We start from the raw sequence: 20,569 nt of genomic DNA on the forward strand, positions 1-20,569 counted from the left end.
TAATTTTGCCTTTCGATTATGGGAAAAAAAATAAAAAAAATAGGGGTAATGACCTCAGGAGGTGATGCGCCAGGGATGAATGCAGCTATTAGAGCAGTAGTTAGAGCCTGTTCGTATTACAATGTAGATTGCGTTGGAATTTATAGAGGTTACCAAGGTTTAATAGATGGTGATTTTAAAAATCTATCAGCTCGCCATGTAAGTAATATTATTAATAGAGGAGGTACTATTTTAAAAACTGCAAGATCTAATGAGTTTAGAACGAAAGAAGGAAGAGCGAAAGCATATAAGCACCTTAAAAATGCTGAAATTGATGCCTTAGTGTTAATTGGAGGAGATGGAACTTTTACAGGAGGAATGGTGTTTAATAATGAATATAATTTTCCTTGCATTGGAATTCCTGGAACCATTGATAACGATATTTTTGGAACAAACTATACCATTGGCTTTGATACAGCACTCAATACAGTTGTTGAAGTTATAGATAAAATAAGAGATACTGCAAGTTCACATAACAGATTGTTTTTTGTTGAAGTTATGGGAAGAGATGCCGGTTTTATAGCTTTAAACGCAGGTGTTGGAGCAGGTGCTGAAGAAATTTTAATTCCTGAGGAAGATATGGGGTTAGATCGTTTATTAGAATCCTTAAAACGTAGTAAACGCTCTGGTAAATCATCAAGTATTGTTGTTGTTGCTGAAGGAGATAAAATAGGTAAAAATGTTTTTGAACTAGCCGATTACGTTGAAAAAAACCTGAAACAATACGAAGTTAGGGTATCTGTTTTAGGTCATATGCAGCGAGGAGGTTCTCCAAGTTGTTTTGACCGTGTTTTGGCAAGTAGATTAGGCGTAAGCGCCGTTGAACTGTTGTTAGATGGGAAAACGAATTTAATGGTTGGTTTAATAAATAATAAAGTTCAAACTACCAACTTGGAAAATGCTGTAAAAGGCCATCATGCAATAAATAGAGAATTATTAAGAGTTAGTGATATAATGTCAATATAATATTTCCAATAGATTAGAATATATAATATGATTAAAATAGGAATAAACGGATTTGGTAGAATAGGACGTTTAGCGTTTAGATCTGCAATTAATAGAGAAAATGTTCAGATAGTTGCCATCAATGATTTACTTGAAATAGAACATTTAGCTTATTTACTAAAATATGATTCAGTGCATGGACGTTTTAATGGTACAATTGAAATAAAGGAAGGGGCACTTGTAGTAAATGGAAAACCTATTAGAGTTACTTCAGAAAGAAATCCTGAAAATATACAATGGAATAAAGTGAATGCCGAGTTTGTTATTGAATCAACAGGATTTTTCACCGAAAAAGCAAAAGCAGCGTTACATATTAAAGGAGGAGCTAAAAAAGTAGTAATTTCTGCACCTTCAAAAGACGCTCCAATGTTTGTGATGGGGGTTAACAATAAGAACCTTTCAAAAGATGACCTTATTTTTTCAAATGCATCATGTACCACAAATTGTTTGGCTCCTATAGCTAAAGTTTTAAATGAAAAATTTGGAATTATTGAAGGATTGGTAACCACTGTTCATGCTGCTACATCTAGTCAAAAAACGGTTGACGGACCCTTAAAAAAATGGAGAAGAGGTAGATCTGCAATTAATAATATTATACCAACTACAACTGGTGCAGCAAAAGCGGTTACTAAAATTATGCCTGAGTTACAAGGTAAATTATTGGCGATGGCAGTTAGAGTTCCAACAGCAGATGTATCATTAATAGATTTAACAGTACGTTTAGAAAAACCAACTTCTTATGAAGAAATTAAAGAGGTTATGAAAAAAGCTTCTGAAAATGAATTTAAAGGAATTATTGGGTATACTGAAGATGAAGTTGTTTCACAAGATTTTGTTTCAGAAACAAGAACTTCAGTTTTTGATGCTGAAGCAGGTTTAGAATTAAATCCTAATTTTTATAAAATTATATCTTGGTATGATAATGAATTTGGATATGCAACTAAAATAGTTGATTTAATAGAACATGCAGCTTCACTTTAAATTAATATAGTTAGTTCTACTTTATGCATGATTTTTTATACCTTTAATCTATGGAAATAGCAATTATAGCACACGATGGTAAAAAAGCCGAAATGATTCAATTTTTAATGGATTTTAAGGCTGTTCTATCAGCTAAGAAAATACATTTGATTGCCACAGGAACCACAGGTAAAAATGCCGAAAAGGCAGGTTTTAAAGTCCGTAAATTATTGTCTGGACCTTATGGAGGCGATGCTCAAATTGCAGCTCGTGTTGCAGAAGGAAAAACCAACATGGTTTTCTTTTTTAGAGATCCTTTAGATAAACACCCTCATGAACCAGATATAGCAATGCTAATGCGCTTATGTGATGTGCATAATGTACCATTGGCTACAAACCCGGCAACTGCAGAGTTATTAATGAAATCTGTCTAGTAAAATTACTTTATAGCAATCATTGAAATTTCAACATTCACAAACAATGGTAAATTTCCAACTTCTACTGTTTCACGTGCAGGTGCAGTATCTGCATTAAAATACTTACCATAAATAGTATTAATTTTTGAAAAATCATTCATGTTTTTTACAAAAATGGAAGTTTTAACAACATTTTCAAAAGTCATACCAGCTTCAGTTAAAACAGCTTTCATATTTTCTAATACTTGTTTGGTTTCCTCTTCAATAGATGATTTTACCAATTCACCAGTGGAAGGGTTTAAAGCAATTTGACCTGAAGTATACAGTGTATTACCTGTTAAAACGGCTTGATTGTAAGGCCCAATTGGGGCTGGAGCATTTTTTGTGTTAATTATTTTTTTCATTTTATATAAATTAAAAATTGTTAAACTAGAACAACCTTCGGTCAGGAACTTGTCTCTTATCATATTTTAAATCACTTAACATAGATGATTTAACACCAATAAAGAAATAATAAGTTTGTCTAGTTCCAAAAGGTACCCAATTAAAATTTAACTTCCAACTATCTAAATCTCTAGAAAAACGTAATTGAGTGTAACTAAAACCTTTACTTTTTATGTCATACCCTGAAGAGAACCCAACTTTCCATTTGGGTGTCAATTCAATATCACCTGAGAACATTAGTGAATTGGATGAAATTTCTTTTTGTCTATTAGAGTTTGAGTAGTTTAAAGAATATGCAAGATTTAATTTCCAAGGAAATGTAGCTTGATATAATTTTGCAGACTTAACCTTTTTGTTATTAGTATCAGACTGAGATCCCAAATTATTACTATTATTCAGGTTTTCACCAAAAATACCATCTGAATTATTTGCTTTTGCATTCTTTTCTTTTTCACTTTCTTGTTTACTAGATTTACTGCTAGAAAAAGAATAATTCATAGTTAATGCGGCATTTGTTAATCTAAATAAACTACCGCCATTATTTATATTAAAAGTGTTTATTTTAGTTCCATTACTTGTAATTGCATAAGGATCTAAAGTAGCATTTAAATTTAATTTTAATTTTTATTAAAAAGATCTGTACCAGCATTCATTCTAACTGGGTTCCACTTTAGTGAGTCAGCAGCCATATTATAACTAGTTGAAAAATTAAGATTATTAATTAATGTTATTTTTTTTGCTTCAGTTTTGGTTGAATCTTTGGACATTACTTTTGCTTCAAAAGTATTGTTTAAGGCAAAATTCAAACTGTTTGAGAGCCCTGCACCAGGCCCACCGTAAATTCCGTTGCTAAAAGGAGAATATTCAACAACATCATTTGGATCTTCGCTTTGTTGAACTTCTTCATTAAACGAACTAAAATCTGGGCGATAACTATATGATATATTTGGTCTCATCACATGTCTAATGGCTTGTAACCGTCCTTTTTTAAATTTAAGCATACCATAAATAGTTGTAGATAAAGACACACCAGTAGCATATTCTCTGTAAGAACTAAATTTATTTAGAGTATCTGTTACAACAATATTTTCTTCAGCGTTATATGTTTTATGTATTCTATCAAAATACCAAACTTCTTTATAATTTGCATTTGGAGAAAGGGTGAAGTATTTTAAAACTTTCATATTGGTGCTAAATGTAGCATTGTGCTGTAAACCAGATTTTGCAGTTTCAAACATTTCTTTTTTTAAGAAAAAATCATCAGTTGTGTCAATTTTGTTATCTCCTCTTAAAGTATAAGTTACACCCAATTTTTGCAAGGCATTTTTTTTAGAACCAGATTTTGAAGCAAAAGGATATATTCTATCCATATTAAGTTGCAAGGAAGGTAAAGACATGGTAATACTTTGGGTATTGGTGTTTTGCGCATGTGTTACTGATAGTGAAATATTAAAAGGTGTTCCTATGAATTTTTTGTAGTATGAAATGGAAGAGCTTAATGTATTATTTAAAAACGCATTGCTGTTGTATTCGTTTAAAGATTGTCTATAATAAGTACTGCTACCTAAATTTACTGAAGCAGAAAATCTTGAATTTGGACTTGCTTTTGTATCTTGGCTATGGCTCCATCTAACATTGTAATTGGTAGTTTTAGAATAATCGTCAAAACCTTTAATACTGTTTATTAAATTTTCGTATTTAAAACTAAAATTACCACTATATTTATATCTAACAGAATAATTAGATTCTGTTCTTAAACCCCAGCTTCCATTGGTATAAACATCTCCTAAAACTGCCAAATCAACATAATCGTTTATTGCAAAATAATAACCTCCATTTTGTAAAAAGTACCCTTGTTGAGCTGTATCACCCCAAGTAGGCATAATAAAACCAGAAACACTTCCTTTTGTTAAGGGGATATATGCAAATGGTAAAAATAAAGGGGTAGGAACGTCAGTTATTACTAGATTACTTAAACCTATTATTATTTTTTTATTGGGTACAATTTTAGCTTTCTTGGTTGTTATGTAATAATCTGGATTGTCTTTTTTAGAAGTTGTAAACTTTATATTTTGAACATAAATTGTTGAATCATTTTCTTTTTTAGTGGTTTCACCTTTTATTATAACTCCGTCTTGCTCCGTTTTTAGTCCCCAAATCTTAGCCCTTTCAGTTTTAAAGTTAAAAGCTATGGAGTCTTGTGCTGATTCTTCAGCGCCTTGTTTAAAAACAGGTAGTTGAGAGTATTCTCCAATACTATCTTTAATCCCTTTTGCCCAAACAATGTTCGTATTGTTATTTATTTCAATATATCCAGCGGTTAAATCAATATCTTTATAATGAATATGTGCATTATTGAATAAAATAATTTTATTTTTTTTAATATCTTGTTTAATTAGGCTATCTGCACTGTGAATTACAATGCTCTCAAGAAGTTCAATGGGTTTTATTATTGAATCTTTACTTTTCGTTCCCAAAGAGTCTGTTGCAGAATCTTTTATGGGAATTTTAAGAGTATCTGTAAATTTTACTGGGAAATTTTCAGAAGATATTTTTTTAATTTCTTGAGAATATAGGGCAGCGTTGACAAAGCCAACAGCCAGTATCAAAAACAAAGTAAAATGTATATTTTTATGATATGTTTTAATAATGAAAATTTTTATAAAAAAACCTTATAAATTGGGCTGATAGCATAAGTTTTTTTAAATTAGCTTATTAATTAATCAACCACATAATTGATTGTTTGTAAATGTATGGCTTAATATTTGAAACACACAAATAACAAACGCCAAAAATAATTAAAATAATTGATGAACTCACAACTCTTTTCTAAAATTAATATAACAACGAAATTCATTTTTATTTTCGTATTTTTTAGTGCCTTTTTTTTTATTACTAATTCAGCTTTTGCTCAAGAAAAGGATTTTATTGTAGTGTTAGATGCTGGGCATGGAGGGAAAGATCCAGGAAAAGTAGGCTATAAAAAAAGTAAGGAAAAAGAAATTGCCCTTAAAATAGTATTACAAATAGGAAAGTTATTAGAAAAAGAAAAAGGAATTAAAGTGATTTATACACGAAAAACAGATGTATTTGTTGATTTGTGGGAAAGAGGGCGTATTGCAAATAAAGCAGATGCAGATTTGTTTGTGTCTATTCATTGTAACGCTCATAATTCACAAGCGTATGGAGCTGAAACTTGGGTGTTGGGTACTCATGCAAATAAACAAAATTTTGAAGTTGCAAAAGCTGAAAATGCAGTAATCTTACTAGAAGATAATTATCAAAAAAACTATAAAGGATTTGATCCAAACTCTCCTGAATCTGTTATTGGATTAACATTGATGCAGGAAGAATATTTAGATCAAAGCATACAGTTGGCAAGTATTATCCAAAAAGGTTTAACTGCAGATTTAAAGAGAAAAAATAGAGGTGTTAAACAAGCAGGGTTTGTAGTTTTACATCAAACATATATGCCTAGTGTTTTAATAGAAACAGGTTTTATAACAAATAAAATTGAGGGTCCCTTTTTAAATTCTAAAAAAGGTCAACAAAAATTTTCTAATGAAATCTATAAAAATATTTTAAAATATATTCAACAGTTAAATTTAAATACGATTAAAAATGAGATTGTTAATACTGATAAACTAAAAAAAACAAAAGAAAAAATAATTAAAAAAGAGATTGCAAATAATTTTGAAAATGTAGAGTTTAAAGTTCAAATAGCATCAGGCTCACGTAAGTTAGAAACAAAAGCCTATAACTTTAAAGGGTTAAAAAATATAAAACGTGTTAAGGTAGGAAATACATATAAATATTATTTAGGGTTAACACAAAGTTATTCTAAAATTAAGGAGTTACAAAAGTTGGCAAAATCTAAAGGTTTTACATCCGCTTTTATAGTAGCATTTAAAAATGGTAAAAAAATACCAGTGAGCAATATTTTAAAAAAATCGTAGCCTGTTTGTTTATTACTCACAGAAAAAATTAGTAATATTGCTACATAAATATTTGTATTTTGAAAATTACAAGAGAAGTAAAAACTGGAATTGTTGCTATTAGTGTTATAGCTCTATTTATTTGGGGTTTTAATTATTTGAAAGGTCTTAATTTATTTGATGGTCCCCTAAAAACATATAAAACAGAATACAGTAATGTAAGAGGGCTAAATAAAGCAAGCGTTGTAACTATTAATGGGGTAGAAGTTGGTAAGGTTATTAATATTGTGTTTAATAAAACCCCCGAAAAAAGAGGACAGTTAATAGTAGAATTTAGTGTTGAAACAGATTTTGAATTTTCAAAAAAAAGTATAGCTAAAATTTATAGTGCCAGCTTAATGGGAGGGAAATCACTGGCAATAATTCCTTCTTACGAAGGTGAGATGGCTAAATCAGGAGACTTTTTGAAAGGTGAAATTGAATCAGATATTTTTTCTTCAGTAACCGAAAAATTAAATCCTTTACAAGCAAAAGTAGAAAGTGTTATTGTTAGTGCAGACTCTCTAATGGCAGGTTTGACAGATATTTTAGATGTTAAAAGTAGAACCGATTTAAAGTCTAGTATAAAATATCTTAATGCTACAATCTTAAATTTTAAAAATATTTCAGAATCAGTTGATAAACTGGTTAAAAGTAATGAGGAAAAATTAGGAAATACACTGAATAATACTGAATTAATGACTGCAAACCTAGCCAAACTTTCAGACACTTTGGTAAATGCAAATTTAGGGTTAACAGTTAAAAATTTAGAAACAACAATAACTAGTTTAAATAAAATTTTAGAAAGTGTAGAAGAAGGGAAAGGTACTTTAGGAAAATTATTGAACGATGAAGGCATGTATAATAACCTAACAAATGCTTCAAAAGAATTAGAAGAGTTGCTAAAAGAAATGAAGTTACACCCAAAACGATTTGTTCATTTTTCATTGTTTGGGAAAAAGGATAAAGGTTATCAACCCGAAAAAAATCAAAAACAATAGTTTCTTTAAATAAATATTACAATTATATACAAACTGAAATATGAATTATATTGACAACATAATATTCGCAGTTATTCTAATTCTAGGAATTGGTTTTTTTATTAAAAACATTAAAAAAATTAGTAGAAATATAAAGTTAGGAAAAGATATTGATAGAACAGACAATGCGAATAAGCGTTGGAATAATATGATAATGATAGCTTTGGGGCAGTCTAAAATGGTGAAACGCCCCATCGCAGGAATTTTACATATTATAGTTTATGTGGGCTTTATAATTATTAATATTGAAGTTTTAGAGATAATTATAGACGGGCTTTTTGGTACTCACAGAGTGTTTTCCTTTTTAGGAGGTTTTTATAATTTTTTAATAGGCTCATTTGAAATATTAGCATTTCTAGTTTTAGTAGCAGTAACTATTTTTTGGTTACGTAGAATGGTTGTTAGAATTCCTCGTTTTTGGAATAAAGAAATGAAAGGTTGGCCAAAAAATGATGCCCTCTATATATTGTATTTTGAAATGGTATTAATGTCGTTATTCTTAATTATGAATGCAACAGATATGCCTTTTCAAACCTTAGGTTCAGGAAATCCTATAAGTCAGTTTTTGGCACCAATTTTTAAAGGATTTAATCCTGAAACACTACATATCATTGAGCAATCAGCTTGGTGGATACATATCATTGGAATTTTAGTGTTTTTAAACTATTTATATTATTCAAAGCACCTTCATATATTATTAGCTTTTCCTAATACTTATTTTGCAAATTTAAATGTGAAAGGAAAATTAAACAATTTAGAAGCAGTTACAAATGAAGTGAAATTGATGATGGATCCAGATGCAGATCCTTACGCTTCAGCTCCCGAAGAAGAAAGTGCAATACCTGAAAAATTTGGAGCAAGTGATGTGCAAGATTTAAATTGGGTACAATTAATGAACGCATATACCTGTACAGAATGTGGTAGATGTACTTCATCTTGTCCAGCAAACCAAACAGGAAAAGAGTTATCACCGCGAGCAATTATGATGAAAACTCGTGATAGACTTGAAGAAGTAGGAAAAAATATTGATAAAAATGGAAAGTTTGTAGATGATGGAAAACAATTATTAAATGATTACATAACTCCAGAAGAAATATGGGCTTGCACAAGTTGTAATGCCTGTGTAGAAGAATGCCCTGTTAATATAGACCCATTATCTATTATTATTGATTTGCGTAGATATTTAGTAATGGAGCAATCTGCAGCACCTCAAGAGCTAAATATGATGATGACAAATATTGAAAATAATGGCGCACCTTGGCAGTATAATCAAATGGATAGATTGAATTGGAAAGACGAAAAATAACAATAACTATTAAAATTAAAAAACCTTAAAATGAAAAAAGAAGATGTAGAAAAATTACTACATGACAAAGTTGAAGGAGGATTGCATATCAGTCCTATTTTGCCTGAAGGAATGAAAAATTATTTAATTGATATTGACGGAACAGTTTGCGATGATATACCCAATGAAGAGCCAGAACGTATGTTAACAGCGAAAGTATATCCTGATGCCTTAGTAACTTTAAATAAATGGTTTGATGAAGGACATATTATATGTTTTTTTACATCAAGAACTGAAGAGCATAGAGAATACACAGAAACTTGGCTTAAAAAGAATGGTTTTAAATACCATAGCTTGTTAATGGGTAAACCTAGAGGAGGTAACTATCATTGGGTAGATAATCATTTAGTTAAAGCAACTAGATATAGAGGTAAATTTACCGATTTGGTTGAAAAAGAAGTAACTATTGAAGTTTTTGACGACGGTCAACACGAATAAAAAAATAAAATATTTAGACAATGAAAGTACCAACAATGGCAGAAATGATGGCACAAGGAATACAACCTGAAGTATTATTTTGGGTTGGTTGTGCCGGTAGCTTTGATGATAGAGCAAAAAAAATAACAAAAGCTTTTGTTAAAATCTTAAATAAAGCAGATGTGAAATTTGCTGTTTTAGGTACCGAGGAAAGCTGTTCTGGAGATCCAGCAAAAAGAGCTGGAAATGAATTTTTATTTCAAATGCAGGCAATGACAAATATTGAAGTGTTAAATGCCTATGAAGTAAAAAAAATTGTAACCGCATGTCCGCATTGTTTTAATACATTAAAAAATGAGTACCCAGAATTAGGAGGAGTGTATGAAGTTGTACACCATACAGAGTTGTTAAAATCATTGCTAGATGAAGGTAGAATAACCATTGAAGGAGGTAAATTTAAAGGAAAAAAAATAACATTTCATGACCCTTGTTATTTAGGGCGTGCTAATGATATATACGAAGCCCCTCGAGAATTAATTCAAAAATTAGATATTGAATTGGTTGAAATGAAACGTTGTAAAACTAATGGTTTATGTTGTGGTGCTGGAGGAGCACAAATGTTTAAAGATGCTGAAAAAGGAGATAAAGAAATTAATGTAGAGCGCACTGAAGATGCAATTGAAGTAAATCCAGATATTATAGCCACAGGTTGCCCATTTTGTAATACAATGATGACCGACGGTGTAAAAATAACGAATAAAGAAAAAGAAATAGAAGTGTTAGATATTGCTGAACTTATTGCTAATGCTGATGATTTATAATTTTAGAGGTCAGTAGATAGTTTCATACAATTAATTTAATAAATTCTATTTGTTTGTGTCAGGTCGAGCGCAGTCGAGAACTATTTATGTATGATATAGTTCTCGACTGCGCTCGAACAGACAAATTATTTTACATTATACTTTTTATATTCAGTGTTTTACCATTTCAAATTTATATGTAGTTATCTACTGACCTCTATATAATTTTGTCACACAAATTTCAACAAAATATGATTAAACATTACATAGAAGCAGCTCGTTTAAGAACTTTACCTCTCTCAATTTCTGGAATTATTGTAGGAAGTTCCATTGCGGTTTCTCAAGGTTATTTTAATTGGATTATTTTTATTTTAGCATTGTTAACTACAATAGGATTTCAAGTTATTTCAAACTTTGCTAATGATTATGGTGATGGAGTTAAAGGAACTGATAATAATAACAGAATTGGACCCCAAAGAGCTATACAAAGTGGTGTTATTACTCCCAAACAGATGTTTAAAGCAATTAAAATATCAATTACTGTAACATTAATTGTTGCTATTTTACTTATTTATTTTTCATTTGGGAAAGATGATTTTTTTAATTCAAGTATTTTCTTTCTATTAGGAATTGTTAGTATTGCTGCGGCTATGAAATATACTATGGGTAAAAAAGCTTATGGATATAGTGGTTTAGGAGATTTGTTTGTATTTCTATTTTTTGGTTTATTGAGTGTTTGTGGTAGTTATTATTTATATGCCAAGCAACTAGATTTAGTTATTTTTTTACCAGCTTTTTCTATCGGATTTCTTAGTATTGGAGTTTTAAACCTAAACAATATGCGTGATATGGAAAGTGATATTATTTCTAGTAAAAACACGTTAGTTGTTAAAATTGGAAGTAGACTTTCTAAATACTATCATTACTTTTTATTATTGTTTTCATTTTTACTTGCGTTGTTGTACGTTGTAATTAACTACAAGTCACAAATTCAATTTTTATTTATTTTAGCCTATATACCTATTGTTAAGCATTTTATTATTGTTTATAAAAATACAATACCTAAGCTACTAGATTCTGAATTGAAAAAACTGGCAATAAGTACTTTTGTGTTTTCTATATTGTTTGGTTTAGGAGAGGTTTTATCTCAAATTTTTTAACCAATTTTGTTTTTAGAATAAAAAATTAAAGATATATTTGTCCTCTGTTAAAAATGGATAAGTGAAAAAACAAATTTTAGGCATATTTTTTTATCTACTTTATTTGTTAGCAATGGTTCGCCCTATTGCCCCTATTATTGAATATTATGCTAACTATGATTATATAGCTAGTGTATTATGTGAAAATAGAGATAAGCCTTATTTAGCTTGTAATGGGAAATGTTACTTAGAAAAGCAATTGAACAAAGTAAATCATAACAATCACGATCACAAATCTACCATTCCTCAAATAGATTTTGATAAGTATCCAGTTTCACCTATTGGACAATTCTCTTATCAATTTAGTAATATTAATGAATTAAATTTTGAAAGATTATTCATTTTAAAGAATACTTCACAAGATTATTTTTCTTCCATATTAAAACCACCACAGGTTATTTTCTTCATATAATCTATTGCTTAAAATTTAGTATACATAGTTATTGCTATGTTAGCATGCGTATTGTGTTTGCAAATAATTGTGGATACACTTAAGCTATTCTACTTCAATTTTAAGATTTAATCAAAAACATATTAATAAGTAATAATACTGTAATCGCTAAAAATTGAGTGCGATTAGGTTAAAAATTATATTCAATGAATAATAAGACTGTATATGCTAGTATATTACTAGTATTTGTTGTGGCATTGTCGTATGCCCAAGAAACAACGATTAAAGGAAAGGTGATTGATGATAAAACAAATAATTATATTGAAAATGCAATCATAAAAGTTTTAAAAAGTAATAAATACACAATTAGCAATAAGAATGGAGAATTTACTTTAAACGTCAACGAAGGAGATCAAATTGAAGTTTCTCACATAAGTTATAAAACGGTAGTAGTAAATGCTCAAAGTCAATTAACCATTACCCTACAATCAGTCCCAATAAGTTTAAATGAAATTATTGTTTCGGCAAATCCTTTACAAGATATTTCTCAATCTGTAGTAGTGAATGAAACTTCAAAAAAAATAAGTCAACCTAGAAGTGTTGGGGGGTTGTTTAGAGATATAAAAGGATTTGGTATTGCCAAAAAAGGAGCCTATGCTTCAGAACCTGTATTTCGTTCATTTAGATTTGAACAATTAAACATACAATATGATGGAGGTATGAAAGTGTTAAATGCTTGTCCAAATAGAATGGATCCTATTACAACTCATGTAATACCTGAAGAAATTGAAAAAATAGAAATTGTTAAAGGTCCTTTTACAGTTCGATTTGGTCAAAACTTTGGAGGAATTATTAACCTTGTAACAAAAACTCCTGATAGAAATAAACTAGGTGTTCACGGAAGTATAGAAGGAGGTTATGAAACAAATGGAAATAACTTGGTAAGCGGAGCATCCGTTATTTTTGTTGGTAAAAAAGTAGACTTAAATTTTAACGGTTCATATCGTGATTTTGGTGATTATACTGATGGAAATGGAATAGAAGTTCCTTCGTCATTTAGAACAACAGATTATTCAATTAAAGTAGGAGTAAACCCAACAGATAATCAACGTTTGCAGTTTAGCTGGAGACAATCTTTCAGTAGAGATATAGATCACGCTGGGTTACCAATGGATTCCCCCTACGATGATAGCTATTTAACAGGAATAGATTATAAAATTAATGAACTTTCTGAAAAAATCAGCAGCTTTACAGTAAAAGTATTTTATTCATATGTTGATCATTTGATGACAAACGAAGGACGCCCTACATTTATGATGGTAGATGCTGCAACACCCGTTGAATCTTGGACTTATGGAGGTAAAGCAGAATTGGTACTTAGCCTCTCTGACAATTCAAAACTTTATACAGGTATTGATGCTAATATTATTGATAGAAAAGGAAATAGAACCAGAATAGTTAAAATGATGAATGGTATGGTGCTTCCTAACCCTATGACCTTTTACGATAAAGTTTGGCAAGATGCAAATTTAGATGATATAGGCTTATTTGCTGAAGGTAAATTTAAAATTGAAGATTATACTACACTAACAACAGGTGTTAGAGCAGACTTTATTGCAACCTCGTTAGATGACCCAGCGGCAAATTTTGAAGCTTTATACGGAGGTGCTATTAACGATAAAACAGAAACAAATATTAGTGCTAATATTTCTGTAAAATATCAAAAAAATGGTTTTCAAACTCAATTGGCTTTTGGTAGAGGTGTAAGAACTGCTTCAATGGTAGAACGCTATATCAATCATTTTAATGTTGGAGTTGACCCTTATGAATATGTAGGAAACCCTAACTTAAAACCAGAAGTAAATAACCAAATAGAATTGTCTTTTTTTAAAAATTTTAAGAACATATTTATTGGTGCATCATTTTTTCATTCATTCTTGGAAGATTATATAACAGCAGTTGTAACAGATATTCCTCGTGTATATATGCCAACAACACCACCAACTGTTACAAAGCAGTTTATAAACGTAGATAAAGCATCTCAAACAGGTTTTGAATTTACATTTAATGTAAAAGCTTCAGAAAAAATCTCATTCACTTCGGATGTATCCTATACAAGAGCTCAAAATAATGATTTTGATGAGCCTATCCCTCAAATTCCGCCTTTTAAAGCAAACTTAGGAGCTAAATATGAAAGTAATAACTATTGGGTTTTATTAAGTTCAAGGTTAGTTGCAGCTCAAAATAGGATTTCAACAACATTTATGGAAGAAAAAACACCTGGTTTTGGAACACTAGATTTACGTTTTGGTTTTGAGCCAAGTAGAAGATTATCAGTTGGTGCAGCAGTACTTAATATTTTTGATAAAGCCTATTATGAACATTTAAATTTCTCGTATCAAAATTCAAATACCCTATCAGGGAGAATTTTTGAACCGGGGAGAAATTTCACAATATATATTAAGTATAAGTTTTAGCAATACTTTATACTTATTTGTTTGTTAATTTGGAAACCACGAAATATTAATTTTTTCGTGGTTTTTTTGCTAATTTTTTTTAAATTGCAGTAAACCAACTAACACAACTTCACAATGAAAATAACTTATTTAGGACATGCAAGTTTAAGTATTGAAACAAGAGATAAAACATTACTAATTGATCCTTTTATTTCGGGAAATGATTTGGCTAAAAGTATTGAAATTGATAAATTACAAGCAGATTATATTTTGATAACGCATGCACATGAAGATCATATTTTAGATGTTGAAGTTATAGCAAAAAGAACAGGGGCTAAAATAATTTCTAATTTTGAAATTGTTACATATTTTGAAACTAAAGGCATTGCTGGTCATCCAATGAATCATGGTGGGAAATGGAAATTTGATTTTGGAACTGTTCATTATACCAATGCTGTACATTCAAGCTCATTTCCTGACGGAAGCTATGGAGGTCAGCCTGGTGGGTTTGTAATTGAAACAAGTCACCATAGATTGTATATAGCAGGTGATACAGCTTTAACATACGATATGAAACTGATTCCTGATGTTATTGGAGAATTAGATTTGGTTGTTTTACCAGTGGGAGACAATTTTACGATGGGAATTGATGAAGCAATAAAAGCCAGTACGTTTTTAAATTGTAATAAAGTTTTAGGCTATCATTTTGATACATTTGGTTATATAAAAATTAATCATAAAGAAGCGTTTGAAAAATTTGCTAAAGCTAAAAAGGAAATATTTTTATTACCAATAGGAGAAAATATTAAATTGTAATTAGGGCTTATTTTTTAACCATTCTTGTCTTAAATCATTAGATAATATTCCTGTTCCATCATGTTTCCACCCTGGTGGTTTCACAAAATATTTTAGTCTATTTCTAAACGAAGTTTTAGAAGTAAATACATCTTTAAAAATAGCGACCCACTCATGAAAAGCAATAGTTATTGGATTAAATGAATTTATATTTGAAGTTAATCCATATACAACTTTTTCATCTTCCAATTCTGATTGGAAAGTTCCAAAAAATTTATCCCAAATAATTAATATGCCTGCATGATTTCTATCTAAATACAGAGGGTTAGATCCATGATGCACCCTATGATGAGATGGTGTATTAAATATTGCCTCAAACCAACGAGGCATTTTGTGTATTAACTCTGTATGAATCCAATATTGATATAATAAGCTAATACTCATTTGGGTAAAAATCATTAATGGATGAAAACCCAATAGAGGCAATGCTAAATAAAAAATAAAACCAAAAAAACTACCAGTCCAAGTTTGCCTTAAAGCAGTACTTAAATTGTATTTTTGTGAAGAGTGATGTACAACGTGTGATGCCCAAAAAAAACGACTTTCATGGCTAATTCTATGAAACCAATAATAAAAAAAATCTTGTCCAACAAAAACAAGTAACCAAGCCCACCAAGTAAAAGGTATTGTAGTAATTTTGTAATTTTCATATAAGAAAGTAATTACAAAAACAATTATTAATTTACTAACCATTTCAATAAAAACATTGCCAATTCCCATTGCTAATGAGGCAAAGGTATCTTTAATATTATAGCTATTAGGCTTTTTCTTATAAATTACAATTCCCTCAATAATTACCGTGGCAATAAAAAAAGGAATAGCATAGTAAATTAAGTTTGGAATGTGTGGTATTTCCATGAAATTTTATTATTTGCTTCCAATATAAATAAATTTTATTTATTTGTACCTTTCAGCGTAAAAATATGAGAGCAACCTTTTTAAAATACATACTAAATTTTAAGCAAGCTAGTGGTACCTCTAGGGGAGTTTTAAAAACAAAAGAAACCTTTTTTTTAAAACTTATTGACGGAAAAAGAATAGGAATTGGAGAATGTGCTGTTTTTAGAGGGCTTAGTGTTGATGACAGACCTGATTATGAAAATAAATTACAATGGCTTTGTAATAATATTAATCAAAACACAACGAATCTATTAAATGAGTTAGTAGAGTTCCCCTCCATACAATTTGGTTTAGAACAAGCTGTTTTATCTTTAAATAGTGTAAATAATTTTGAGTTATACCCTTCAAAATTTACACAGTCTAAAGATTCAATAAATATAAATGGTTTAGTATGGATGGGTAATAAATCTTTTATGAATCAACAAATAAAAGAAAAAATAGCGGCTGGTTTTTCAACTATAAAAATGAAAATTGGAGCGATAGATTTTAAAACAGAATTGTCTTTATTAAAAAGTATTAGAAAAGAGTTTTCAGCTGAAGAAATAGAATTAAGAGTTGATGCTAATGGAGCATTTAAATATTCAGAGGTTTTAGAGAAATTAAAAAGATTAGCTGAATTTGAACTACACTCAATAGAGCAGCCAATAAAACAAGGGCAGTTAAATTTAATGGCAGAAATATGCTTAAAAACACCAATTCCAATTGCGTTAGATGAAGAGTTAATAGGTGTTTTTAATGTAACAAATAAGCAAAAATTACTACAAATAATAAACCCGCAGTATATAATTTTAAAACCCAGTTTGGTTGGCGGATTTAAAGGAAGTGAAGAATGGATAAATTTGGCTGAAAAACAACAAGTTAAATGGTGGGTAACATCTGCTTTGGAAAGTAATATTGGTTTAAATGCAATTGCACAATGGACATATTCTTTAAATACAAAAACCCCTCAAGGTTTAGGAACAGGAAGTTTATTTACCAATAATTTTAAAAGCCCGTTAGAAGTTAAAAAAGGACATTTACATTATAACAATTCAAAAAAATGGAAATTTAATTTATTTTAATTTATGAAATTTATACAACAAGCATACAAAGGGAATAATCAATGGTGGGCATATATAGTAACAATTATAATTTTATTTTTTGGATGGCAGTTTATAGGGGTTATTCCTTTAACAGGTGTTGCATATTTTTATGCCAACGATTTAAATGAATTTGCTAATGCAGCTAAAGATAATTTTGCAACTTTAGGTATTGATACAAATTTGTATTTATTTTTAATAATTTTAACTTTTTTAGGAGGGTTATTATCTTTGTTTTTAGGAATAAAAGTTATTCATAGAAGAAAAATTATAACATTAATTACCAGTCGAGAAAAACTAGATTGGAGTAGGGTATTTTATGCATTTAAAATTTGGGCTGCACTAGGCGTAATTATGATTTTAATAGGATATTTTATTGCTCCTGAAGATTATGTATGGAATTTTAAACCTTTGCCATTTTTTATTTTAGTAGTTATTTCATTGTTGTTTTTACCAATTCAAACTAGTATGGAAGAATTGTTATTTAGAGGTTATTTAATGCAAGGTTTTGGAACGTGGTTTAAAAATTCATTTATTGCATTAATCTTAACTTCAGTAATTTTTGGCTTATTACACGGTTTAAATCCTGAAGTTGAAAAGTTGGGTTGGATTAGTATGATATATTATATTGGAACAGGTTTGGTATTGGGAATTTTCACCTTAATGGATGAAGGAACGGAATTGTCTTTAGGGTTCCATGCTGCAAATAATATAATTGCAGCGGTTTTTGTAACTGCAAATTGGACAGTTTTTCAAACGGATGCTTTATTAGTAGATATCTCTGAACCTTCTGTTGGATGGGAAATGTTTGTACCTGTGTTTATTTTGTATCCACTAGTTCTATTTATTTTCTCTAAAAAATATGGTTGGACCAATTGGCAAGAAAAATTGATGGGAACAATACGTAAACCTATTGAGTTGAAGGAAGAAGAATTTATAGCGTAAGTTTTATAGGTGTAAAGTATAAAGTTGAAAAGCTTTAAAGTCAGGAACAAAAATTACGCCATTCTACACTGCGATATGCAATCTTACAAATTAGAAATTAAAAACAATAAACCAGAAGCCAAAAAAATATTGATCTTGGAAAAAACATCATTTCATAAAGATTTTAAATTACAAGGAATATCATTTAGTTCAAAAGAAGAGTTAATTAATTTTTCTACAAAAAACTTGAATGTAGAGGTTACTCATTTTTTGCAGCAATGGTTTAATAATAGTTTGTTTGTAGAAGTAAAAACATCAGGCTCAACAGGGAAGCCCAAAGATCTAAAACTTCAGAAAAATTATATGGTAAATAGTGCGAAAGCCACAGGTGAATATTTTAAATTGCCTAAAAATACTACAGCATTATTATGCATGTCTCCAAATTATATTGCTGGTAAAATGATGTTAGTTCGCGCATTAACATTGGGTTGGCAATTAGATGTTGTTGAACCAACTTCAAAACCATTAGAAAACACTTCAAAACAATATGATTTTTCGGCAATGGTGCCAATGCAACTACACAATTCTTTAAGTGAGTTGTATAAAATAAAGAAGCTAATTGTTGGGGGTGGCGTTGTTTCAAATGAATTACTTAACAAAATTCAAAATGTAAATACAGAAGTTTTTGCTACTTATGGAATGACCGAAACAATTACACATATTGCCATTAAAAAATTAAATCACTTCAATAACGTCATTGCGAATGAAACGAAGCAATCTCATTATAATGTATTACCAAATATTTCAATTTCTAATGATAGTAGAGGTTGTTTAGTAATTAATGCACCAAATGTTTCTGAAGAAAAAATTATTACAAATGATATTATTGAACTGATTTCTTCCACAAAATTTAACTGGTTAGGACGTTATGATACTGTAATTAATTCGGGAGGAATAAAATTAATTCCAGAACAAATTGAAGAAAAGATTAGAAGTGTTTTAACATCACGTTTTTTTGTTTCGGGATTGCCAGATGTTATCTTAGGAGAACAATTAATTTTGGTAGTTGAATGTATTGATACGGAAATGAATGAAGAAGATATTTTCAAAAAAATAAAAAAGCTAAAATCTGTATCTTCCTATGAAATTCCTAAAAAAATATATTTTTTAGATCGATTTGTAATTACTGAAACAAAGAAAATAAATAGAAAAGAAACACTAAAAATGATTAAGAGTATCGACTTATAATTTTTAAAATCACTAGCAATTTTACCAATATTAAACCCGAATAATGCCATACAGGGGTTTTTGTGGTTTCTTTCAATTCAAAGTAGGCAAGTTTAATATCATTAGGCATATCTTCTAGCTGATAATTTTGATTGCAATTCGTGCAATTTGATTCGCCATATTTCCCTACAGAAATTAGAGGTAATTGTAAAAAGTGTTTATACCTTCCTGAAACAATTATTTTTGTTGATTGTTTTTTGTTGCACTTAGGGCATACAATAGTCGAAGTTATTTCGCTTTTTAGTATTGAAGATTTTTTATTAATTAATGGCATTACATTTCCATAGAGTGGTACACGTTTTGAACATCATCATCCTCTTCCAATTTTTCTAATAATTTTTCAACATCAGCCTGTTGCTCTTCGGAAAGCTTAGTAGTTGTAGTTGGAATTCGTTCGAATCCAGAAGAAAGAATTTCTAAGTTATTTTCTTCTAAATATTTTTGAATAGCTCCAAATTGTTCAAAAGGGGCATAAATTAAAATTCCATCTTCATCTTCAAAAACTTCTTCAACATCAAAATCTATCAATTCTAACTCAAATTCTTCTAAATTCATTTTTAAATCTTCTGCTTTCACTCTAAAATTACAAGTATGGTCAAACATAAAAATCACAGAACCTGAAGTTCCAAAATTCCCATCACATTTATTAAAAGCAGCTCTTACATTAGCAACAGTTCTATTGTTATTGTCAGTTGCTGTTTCAACAACTAAAGCAACACCATGGGGTGCATATCCCTCAAATAAAACTTCTTTATAGTTGGCGGTATCTTTGTCACTTGCTTTTTTTATAGCACGTTCTACATTATCTTTTGGCATATTAGCTGCCTTTGCATTTTGAATAACAGCTCTTAAGCGTGCGTTTGTTTCAGGGTTTGGGCCACCTTCTTTAACTGCCATTACAATATCTTTACCAATGCGAGTAAAGGTTTTTGCCATTGCAGACCAACGTTTCATTTTTCTTGCTTTTCTAAATTCAAAGGCTCTTCCCATAATTTAATATTATTTTTAGTGTTGCAAATGTAATTATTACAATATATT

General features: G+C 29.7%; 21 protein-coding genes. 15 read left to right on the plus strand and 6 right to left on the minus strand.

The window, feature by feature from the left end:
- Positions 1-18 precede the first annotated feature (18 nt).
- Genes pfkA through Lupro_RS12695 form a run of 3 tightly spaced genes read left to right on the plus strand, consistent with a single transcriptional unit; the run spans position 19 to position 2,438 of the window.
- Complete coding sequence (gene pfkA, locus Lupro_RS12685) at positions 19-1,005, plus strand: 6-phosphofructokinase (protein WP_068211057.1); 987 nt, start codon at positions 19-21, stop codon at positions 1,003-1,005.
- A gap of 27 nt (positions 1,006-1,032) precedes the next feature.
- Positions 1,033-2,025, plus strand: a complete 993-nt coding sequence (gene gap / locus Lupro_RS12690; RefSeq protein ID WP_068211060.1) for a type I glyceraldehyde-3-phosphate dehydrogenase — start codon at positions 1,033-1,035, stop codon at positions 2,023-2,025.
- Positions 2,026-2,075: 50 nt separating this feature from the next.
- Positions 2,076-2,438, plus strand: coding sequence for a methylglyoxal synthase (locus Lupro_RS12695; RefSeq protein WP_068211063.1), 363 nt, complete (start codon positions 2,076-2,078; stop codon positions 2,436-2,438).
- A 5-nt stretch (positions 2,439-2,443) separates the two neighbouring features.
- Here the strand turns inward: Lupro_RS12695 and Lupro_RS12700 are convergent, their stop codons facing one another.
- The 3 genes from Lupro_RS12700 to Lupro_RS12705 all read right to left on the minus strand — a co-directional run bounded on the left by Lupro_RS12700 (position 2,444) and on the right by Lupro_RS12705 (position 5,479).
- Positions 2,444-2,824 carry a RidA family protein gene (locus Lupro_RS12700; RefSeq protein WP_068211066.1) on the minus strand — a complete coding sequence of 127 codons (381 nt, stop codon included), beginning with the start codon at positions 2,822-2,824 and terminating at the stop codon, positions 2,444-2,446.
- A gap of 25 nt (positions 2,825-2,849) precedes the next feature.
- Positions 2,850-3,362: a hypothetical protein gene (locus Lupro_RS13775; RefSeq protein WP_227807449.1), complete on the minus strand. Its 513-nt coding sequence runs from the start codon at positions 3,360-3,362 to the stop codon at positions 2,850-2,852.
- A gap of 119 nt (positions 3,363-3,481) precedes the next feature.
- Positions 3,482-5,479 carry a putative LPS assembly protein LptD gene (locus Lupro_RS12705; protein ID WP_227807450.1) on the minus strand — a complete coding sequence of 666 codons (1,998 nt, stop codon included), beginning with the start codon at positions 5,477-5,479 and terminating at the stop codon, positions 3,482-3,484.
- 195 nt (positions 5,480-5,674) lie between these two features.
- Between Lupro_RS12705 and Lupro_RS12710 the strand changes: the two genes are divergently transcribed.
- The 9 genes from Lupro_RS12710 to Lupro_RS12750 all read left to right on the plus strand — a co-directional run bounded on the left by Lupro_RS12710 (position 5,675) and on the right by Lupro_RS12750 (position 15,302).
- The gene (locus tag Lupro_RS12710) at positions 5,675-6,820 is read left to right on the plus strand and encodes an N-acetylmuramoyl-L-alanine amidase family protein (protein ID WP_082703919.1); all 1,146 of its coding nucleotides are present in this window, start codon (positions 5,675-5,677) and stop codon (positions 6,818-6,820) included.
- Positions 6,821-6,879: 59 nt separating this feature from the next.
- Positions 6,880-7,839, plus strand: coding sequence for an MlaD family protein (locus Lupro_RS12715; protein WP_227807451.1), 960 nt, complete (start codon positions 6,880-6,882; stop codon positions 7,837-7,839).
- 40 nt (positions 7,840-7,879) lie between these two features.
- Entirely contained in the window at positions 7,880-9,184 is a 1,305-nt protein-coding gene (locus Lupro_RS12720; protein ID WP_068211069.1) for a 4Fe-4S dicluster domain-containing protein, read from the plus strand.
- A 30-nt stretch (positions 9,185-9,214) separates the two neighbouring features.
- On the plus strand, positions 9,215-9,661 hold the full coding sequence (locus Lupro_RS12725; protein ID WP_068211072.1) for an LNS2 domain-containing protein: 447 nt from the start codon (positions 9,215-9,217) through the stop codon (positions 9,659-9,661).
- Between the two features lie 20 nt (positions 9,662-9,681).
- A complete protein-coding gene (locus Lupro_RS12730; protein ID WP_068211074.1) occupies positions 9,682-10,461 on the plus strand; it encodes a (Fe-S)-binding protein in 780 nt (259 codons plus the stop codon).
- A gap of 233 nt (positions 10,462-10,694) precedes the next feature.
- Entirely contained in the window at positions 10,695-11,600 is a 906-nt protein-coding gene (gene menA / locus Lupro_RS12735) for a 1,4-dihydroxy-2-naphthoate octaprenyltransferase (protein WP_068211680.1), read from the plus strand.
- Positions 11,601-11,661: 61 nt separating this feature from the next.
- The gene (locus tag Lupro_RS12740; protein WP_068211078.1) at positions 11,662-12,051 is read left to right on the plus strand and encodes a hypothetical protein; all 390 of its coding nucleotides are present in this window, start codon (positions 11,662-11,664) and stop codon (positions 12,049-12,051) included.
- A gap of 185 nt (positions 12,052-12,236) precedes the next feature.
- Complete coding sequence (locus tag Lupro_RS12745; protein ID WP_068211081.1) at positions 12,237-14,507, plus strand: TonB-dependent receptor domain-containing protein; 2,271 nt, start codon at positions 12,237-12,239, stop codon at positions 14,505-14,507.
- A gap of 114 nt (positions 14,508-14,621) precedes the next feature.
- The gene (locus Lupro_RS12750) at positions 14,622-15,302 is read left to right on the plus strand and encodes a metal-dependent hydrolase (protein WP_068211084.1); all 681 of its coding nucleotides are present in this window, start codon (positions 14,622-14,624) and stop codon (positions 15,300-15,302) included.
- Here Lupro_RS12750 and Lupro_RS12755 read toward each other — a convergent pair whose 3' ends face one another.
- Entirely contained in the window at positions 15,303-16,199 is an 897-nt protein-coding gene (locus Lupro_RS12755; protein WP_068211087.1) for a sterol desaturase family protein, read from the minus strand.
- A 65-nt stretch (positions 16,200-16,264) separates the two neighbouring features.
- Between Lupro_RS12755 and Lupro_RS12760 the strand changes: the two genes are divergently transcribed.
- The 3 genes from Lupro_RS12760 (at position 16,265) to Lupro_RS12770 (ending at position 19,492) form a co-directional block, all read left to right on the plus strand.
- Positions 16,265-17,302 carry an o-succinylbenzoate synthase gene (locus Lupro_RS12760; protein WP_068211090.1) on the plus strand — a complete coding sequence of 346 codons (1,038 nt, stop codon included), beginning with the start codon at positions 16,265-16,267 and terminating at the stop codon, positions 17,300-17,302.
- 3 nt (positions 17,303-17,305) lie between these two features.
- Positions 17,306-18,265, plus strand: coding sequence for a CPBP family intramembrane glutamic endopeptidase (locus tag Lupro_RS12765; protein ID WP_068211093.1), 960 nt, complete (start codon positions 17,306-17,308; stop codon positions 18,263-18,265).
- 75 nt (positions 18,266-18,340) lie between these two features.
- Complete coding sequence (locus tag Lupro_RS12770) at positions 18,341-19,492, plus strand: AMP-binding protein (RefSeq protein ID WP_179945745.1); 1,152 nt, start codon at positions 18,341-18,343, stop codon at positions 19,490-19,492.
- On the opposite strand, the gene Lupro_RS12775 is transcribed toward Lupro_RS12770, so the two are convergent.
- Both Lupro_RS12775 and Lupro_RS12780 read right to left on the minus strand, forming a co-directional pair.
- On the minus strand, positions 19,473-19,805 hold the full coding sequence (locus Lupro_RS12775; RefSeq protein WP_068211096.1) for a hypothetical protein: 333 nt from the start codon (positions 19,803-19,805) through the stop codon (positions 19,473-19,475). The two genes, Lupro_RS12770 and Lupro_RS12775, sit on opposite strands and share 20 nt — an antisense overlap.
- Entirely contained in the window at positions 19,805-20,521 is a 717-nt protein-coding gene (locus Lupro_RS12780; RefSeq protein ID WP_068211099.1) for a YebC/PmpR family DNA-binding transcriptional regulator, read from the minus strand. Before Lupro_RS12780 ends, Lupro_RS12775 begins: the two co-directional genes overlap by 1 nt.
- Positions 20,522-20,569 lie beyond the last annotated feature (48 nt).

Origin of the sequence: Lutibacter profundi (assembly GCF_001543325.1) — a bacterium.
Classification (GTDB): domain Bacteria; phylum Bacteroidota; class Bacteroidia; order Flavobacteriales; family Flavobacteriaceae; genus Lutibacter; species Lutibacter profundi.

Coding starts and splice junctions, on each gene's coding strand:
- Lupro_RS12700 (WP_068211066.1), bottom strand. CDS start 2,824: ATGAAAAAAATAATTAACACAAAAAATGCTCCAGCCCCAATTGGGCCT.
- Lupro_RS12760 (WP_068211090.1), top strand. CDS start 16,265: ATGAGAGCAACCTTTTTAAAATACATACTAAATTTTAAGCAAGCTAGT.
- pfkA (WP_068211057.1), top strand. CDS start 19: ATGGGAAAAAAAATAAAAAAAATAGGGGTAATGACCTCAGGAGGTGAT.
- Lupro_RS12775 (WP_068211096.1), bottom strand. CDS start 19,805: ATGCCATTAATTAATAAAAAATCTTCAATACTAAAAAGCGAAATAACT.
- Lupro_RS13775 (WP_227807449.1), bottom strand. CDS start 3,362: ATGAATTATTCTTTTTCTAGCAGTAAATCTAGTAAACAAGAAAGTGAA.
- Lupro_RS12780 (WP_068211099.1), bottom strand. CDS start 20,521: ATGGGAAGAGCCTTTGAATTTAGAAAAGCAAGAAAAATGAAACGTTGG.
- Lupro_RS12745 (WP_068211081.1), top strand. CDS start 12,237: ATGAATAATAAGACTGTATATGCTAGTATATTACTAGTATTTGTTGTG.
- Lupro_RS12730 (WP_068211074.1), top strand. CDS start 9,682: ATGAAAGTACCAACAATGGCAGAAATGATGGCACAAGGAATACAACCT.
- Lupro_RS12725 (WP_068211072.1), top strand. CDS start 9,215: ATGAAAAAAGAAGATGTAGAAAAATTACTACATGACAAAGTTGAAGGA.
- Lupro_RS12720 (WP_068211069.1), top strand. CDS start 7,880: ATGAATTATATTGACAACATAATATTCGCAGTTATTCTAATTCTAGGA.
- Lupro_RS12765 (WP_068211093.1), top strand. CDS start 17,306: ATGAAATTTATACAACAAGCATACAAAGGGAATAATCAATGGTGGGCA.
- Lupro_RS12695 (WP_068211063.1), top strand. CDS start 2,076: ATGGAAATAGCAATTATAGCACACGATGGTAAAAAAGCCGAAATGATT.
- gap (WP_068211060.1), top strand. CDS start 1,033: ATGATTAAAATAGGAATAAACGGATTTGGTAGAATAGGACGTTTAGCG.
- Lupro_RS12770 (WP_179945745.1), top strand. CDS start 18,341: ATGCAATCTTACAAATTAGAAATTAAAAACAATAAACCAGAAGCCAAA.
- Lupro_RS12710 (WP_082703919.1), top strand. CDS start 5,675: ATGAACTCACAACTCTTTTCTAAAATTAATATAACAACGAAATTCATT.
- Lupro_RS12755 (WP_068211087.1), bottom strand. CDS start 16,199: ATGGAAATACCACACATTCCAAACTTAATTTACTATGCTATTCCTTTT.
- Lupro_RS12750 (WP_068211084.1), top strand. CDS start 14,622: ATGAAAATAACTTATTTAGGACATGCAAGTTTAAGTATTGAAACAAGA.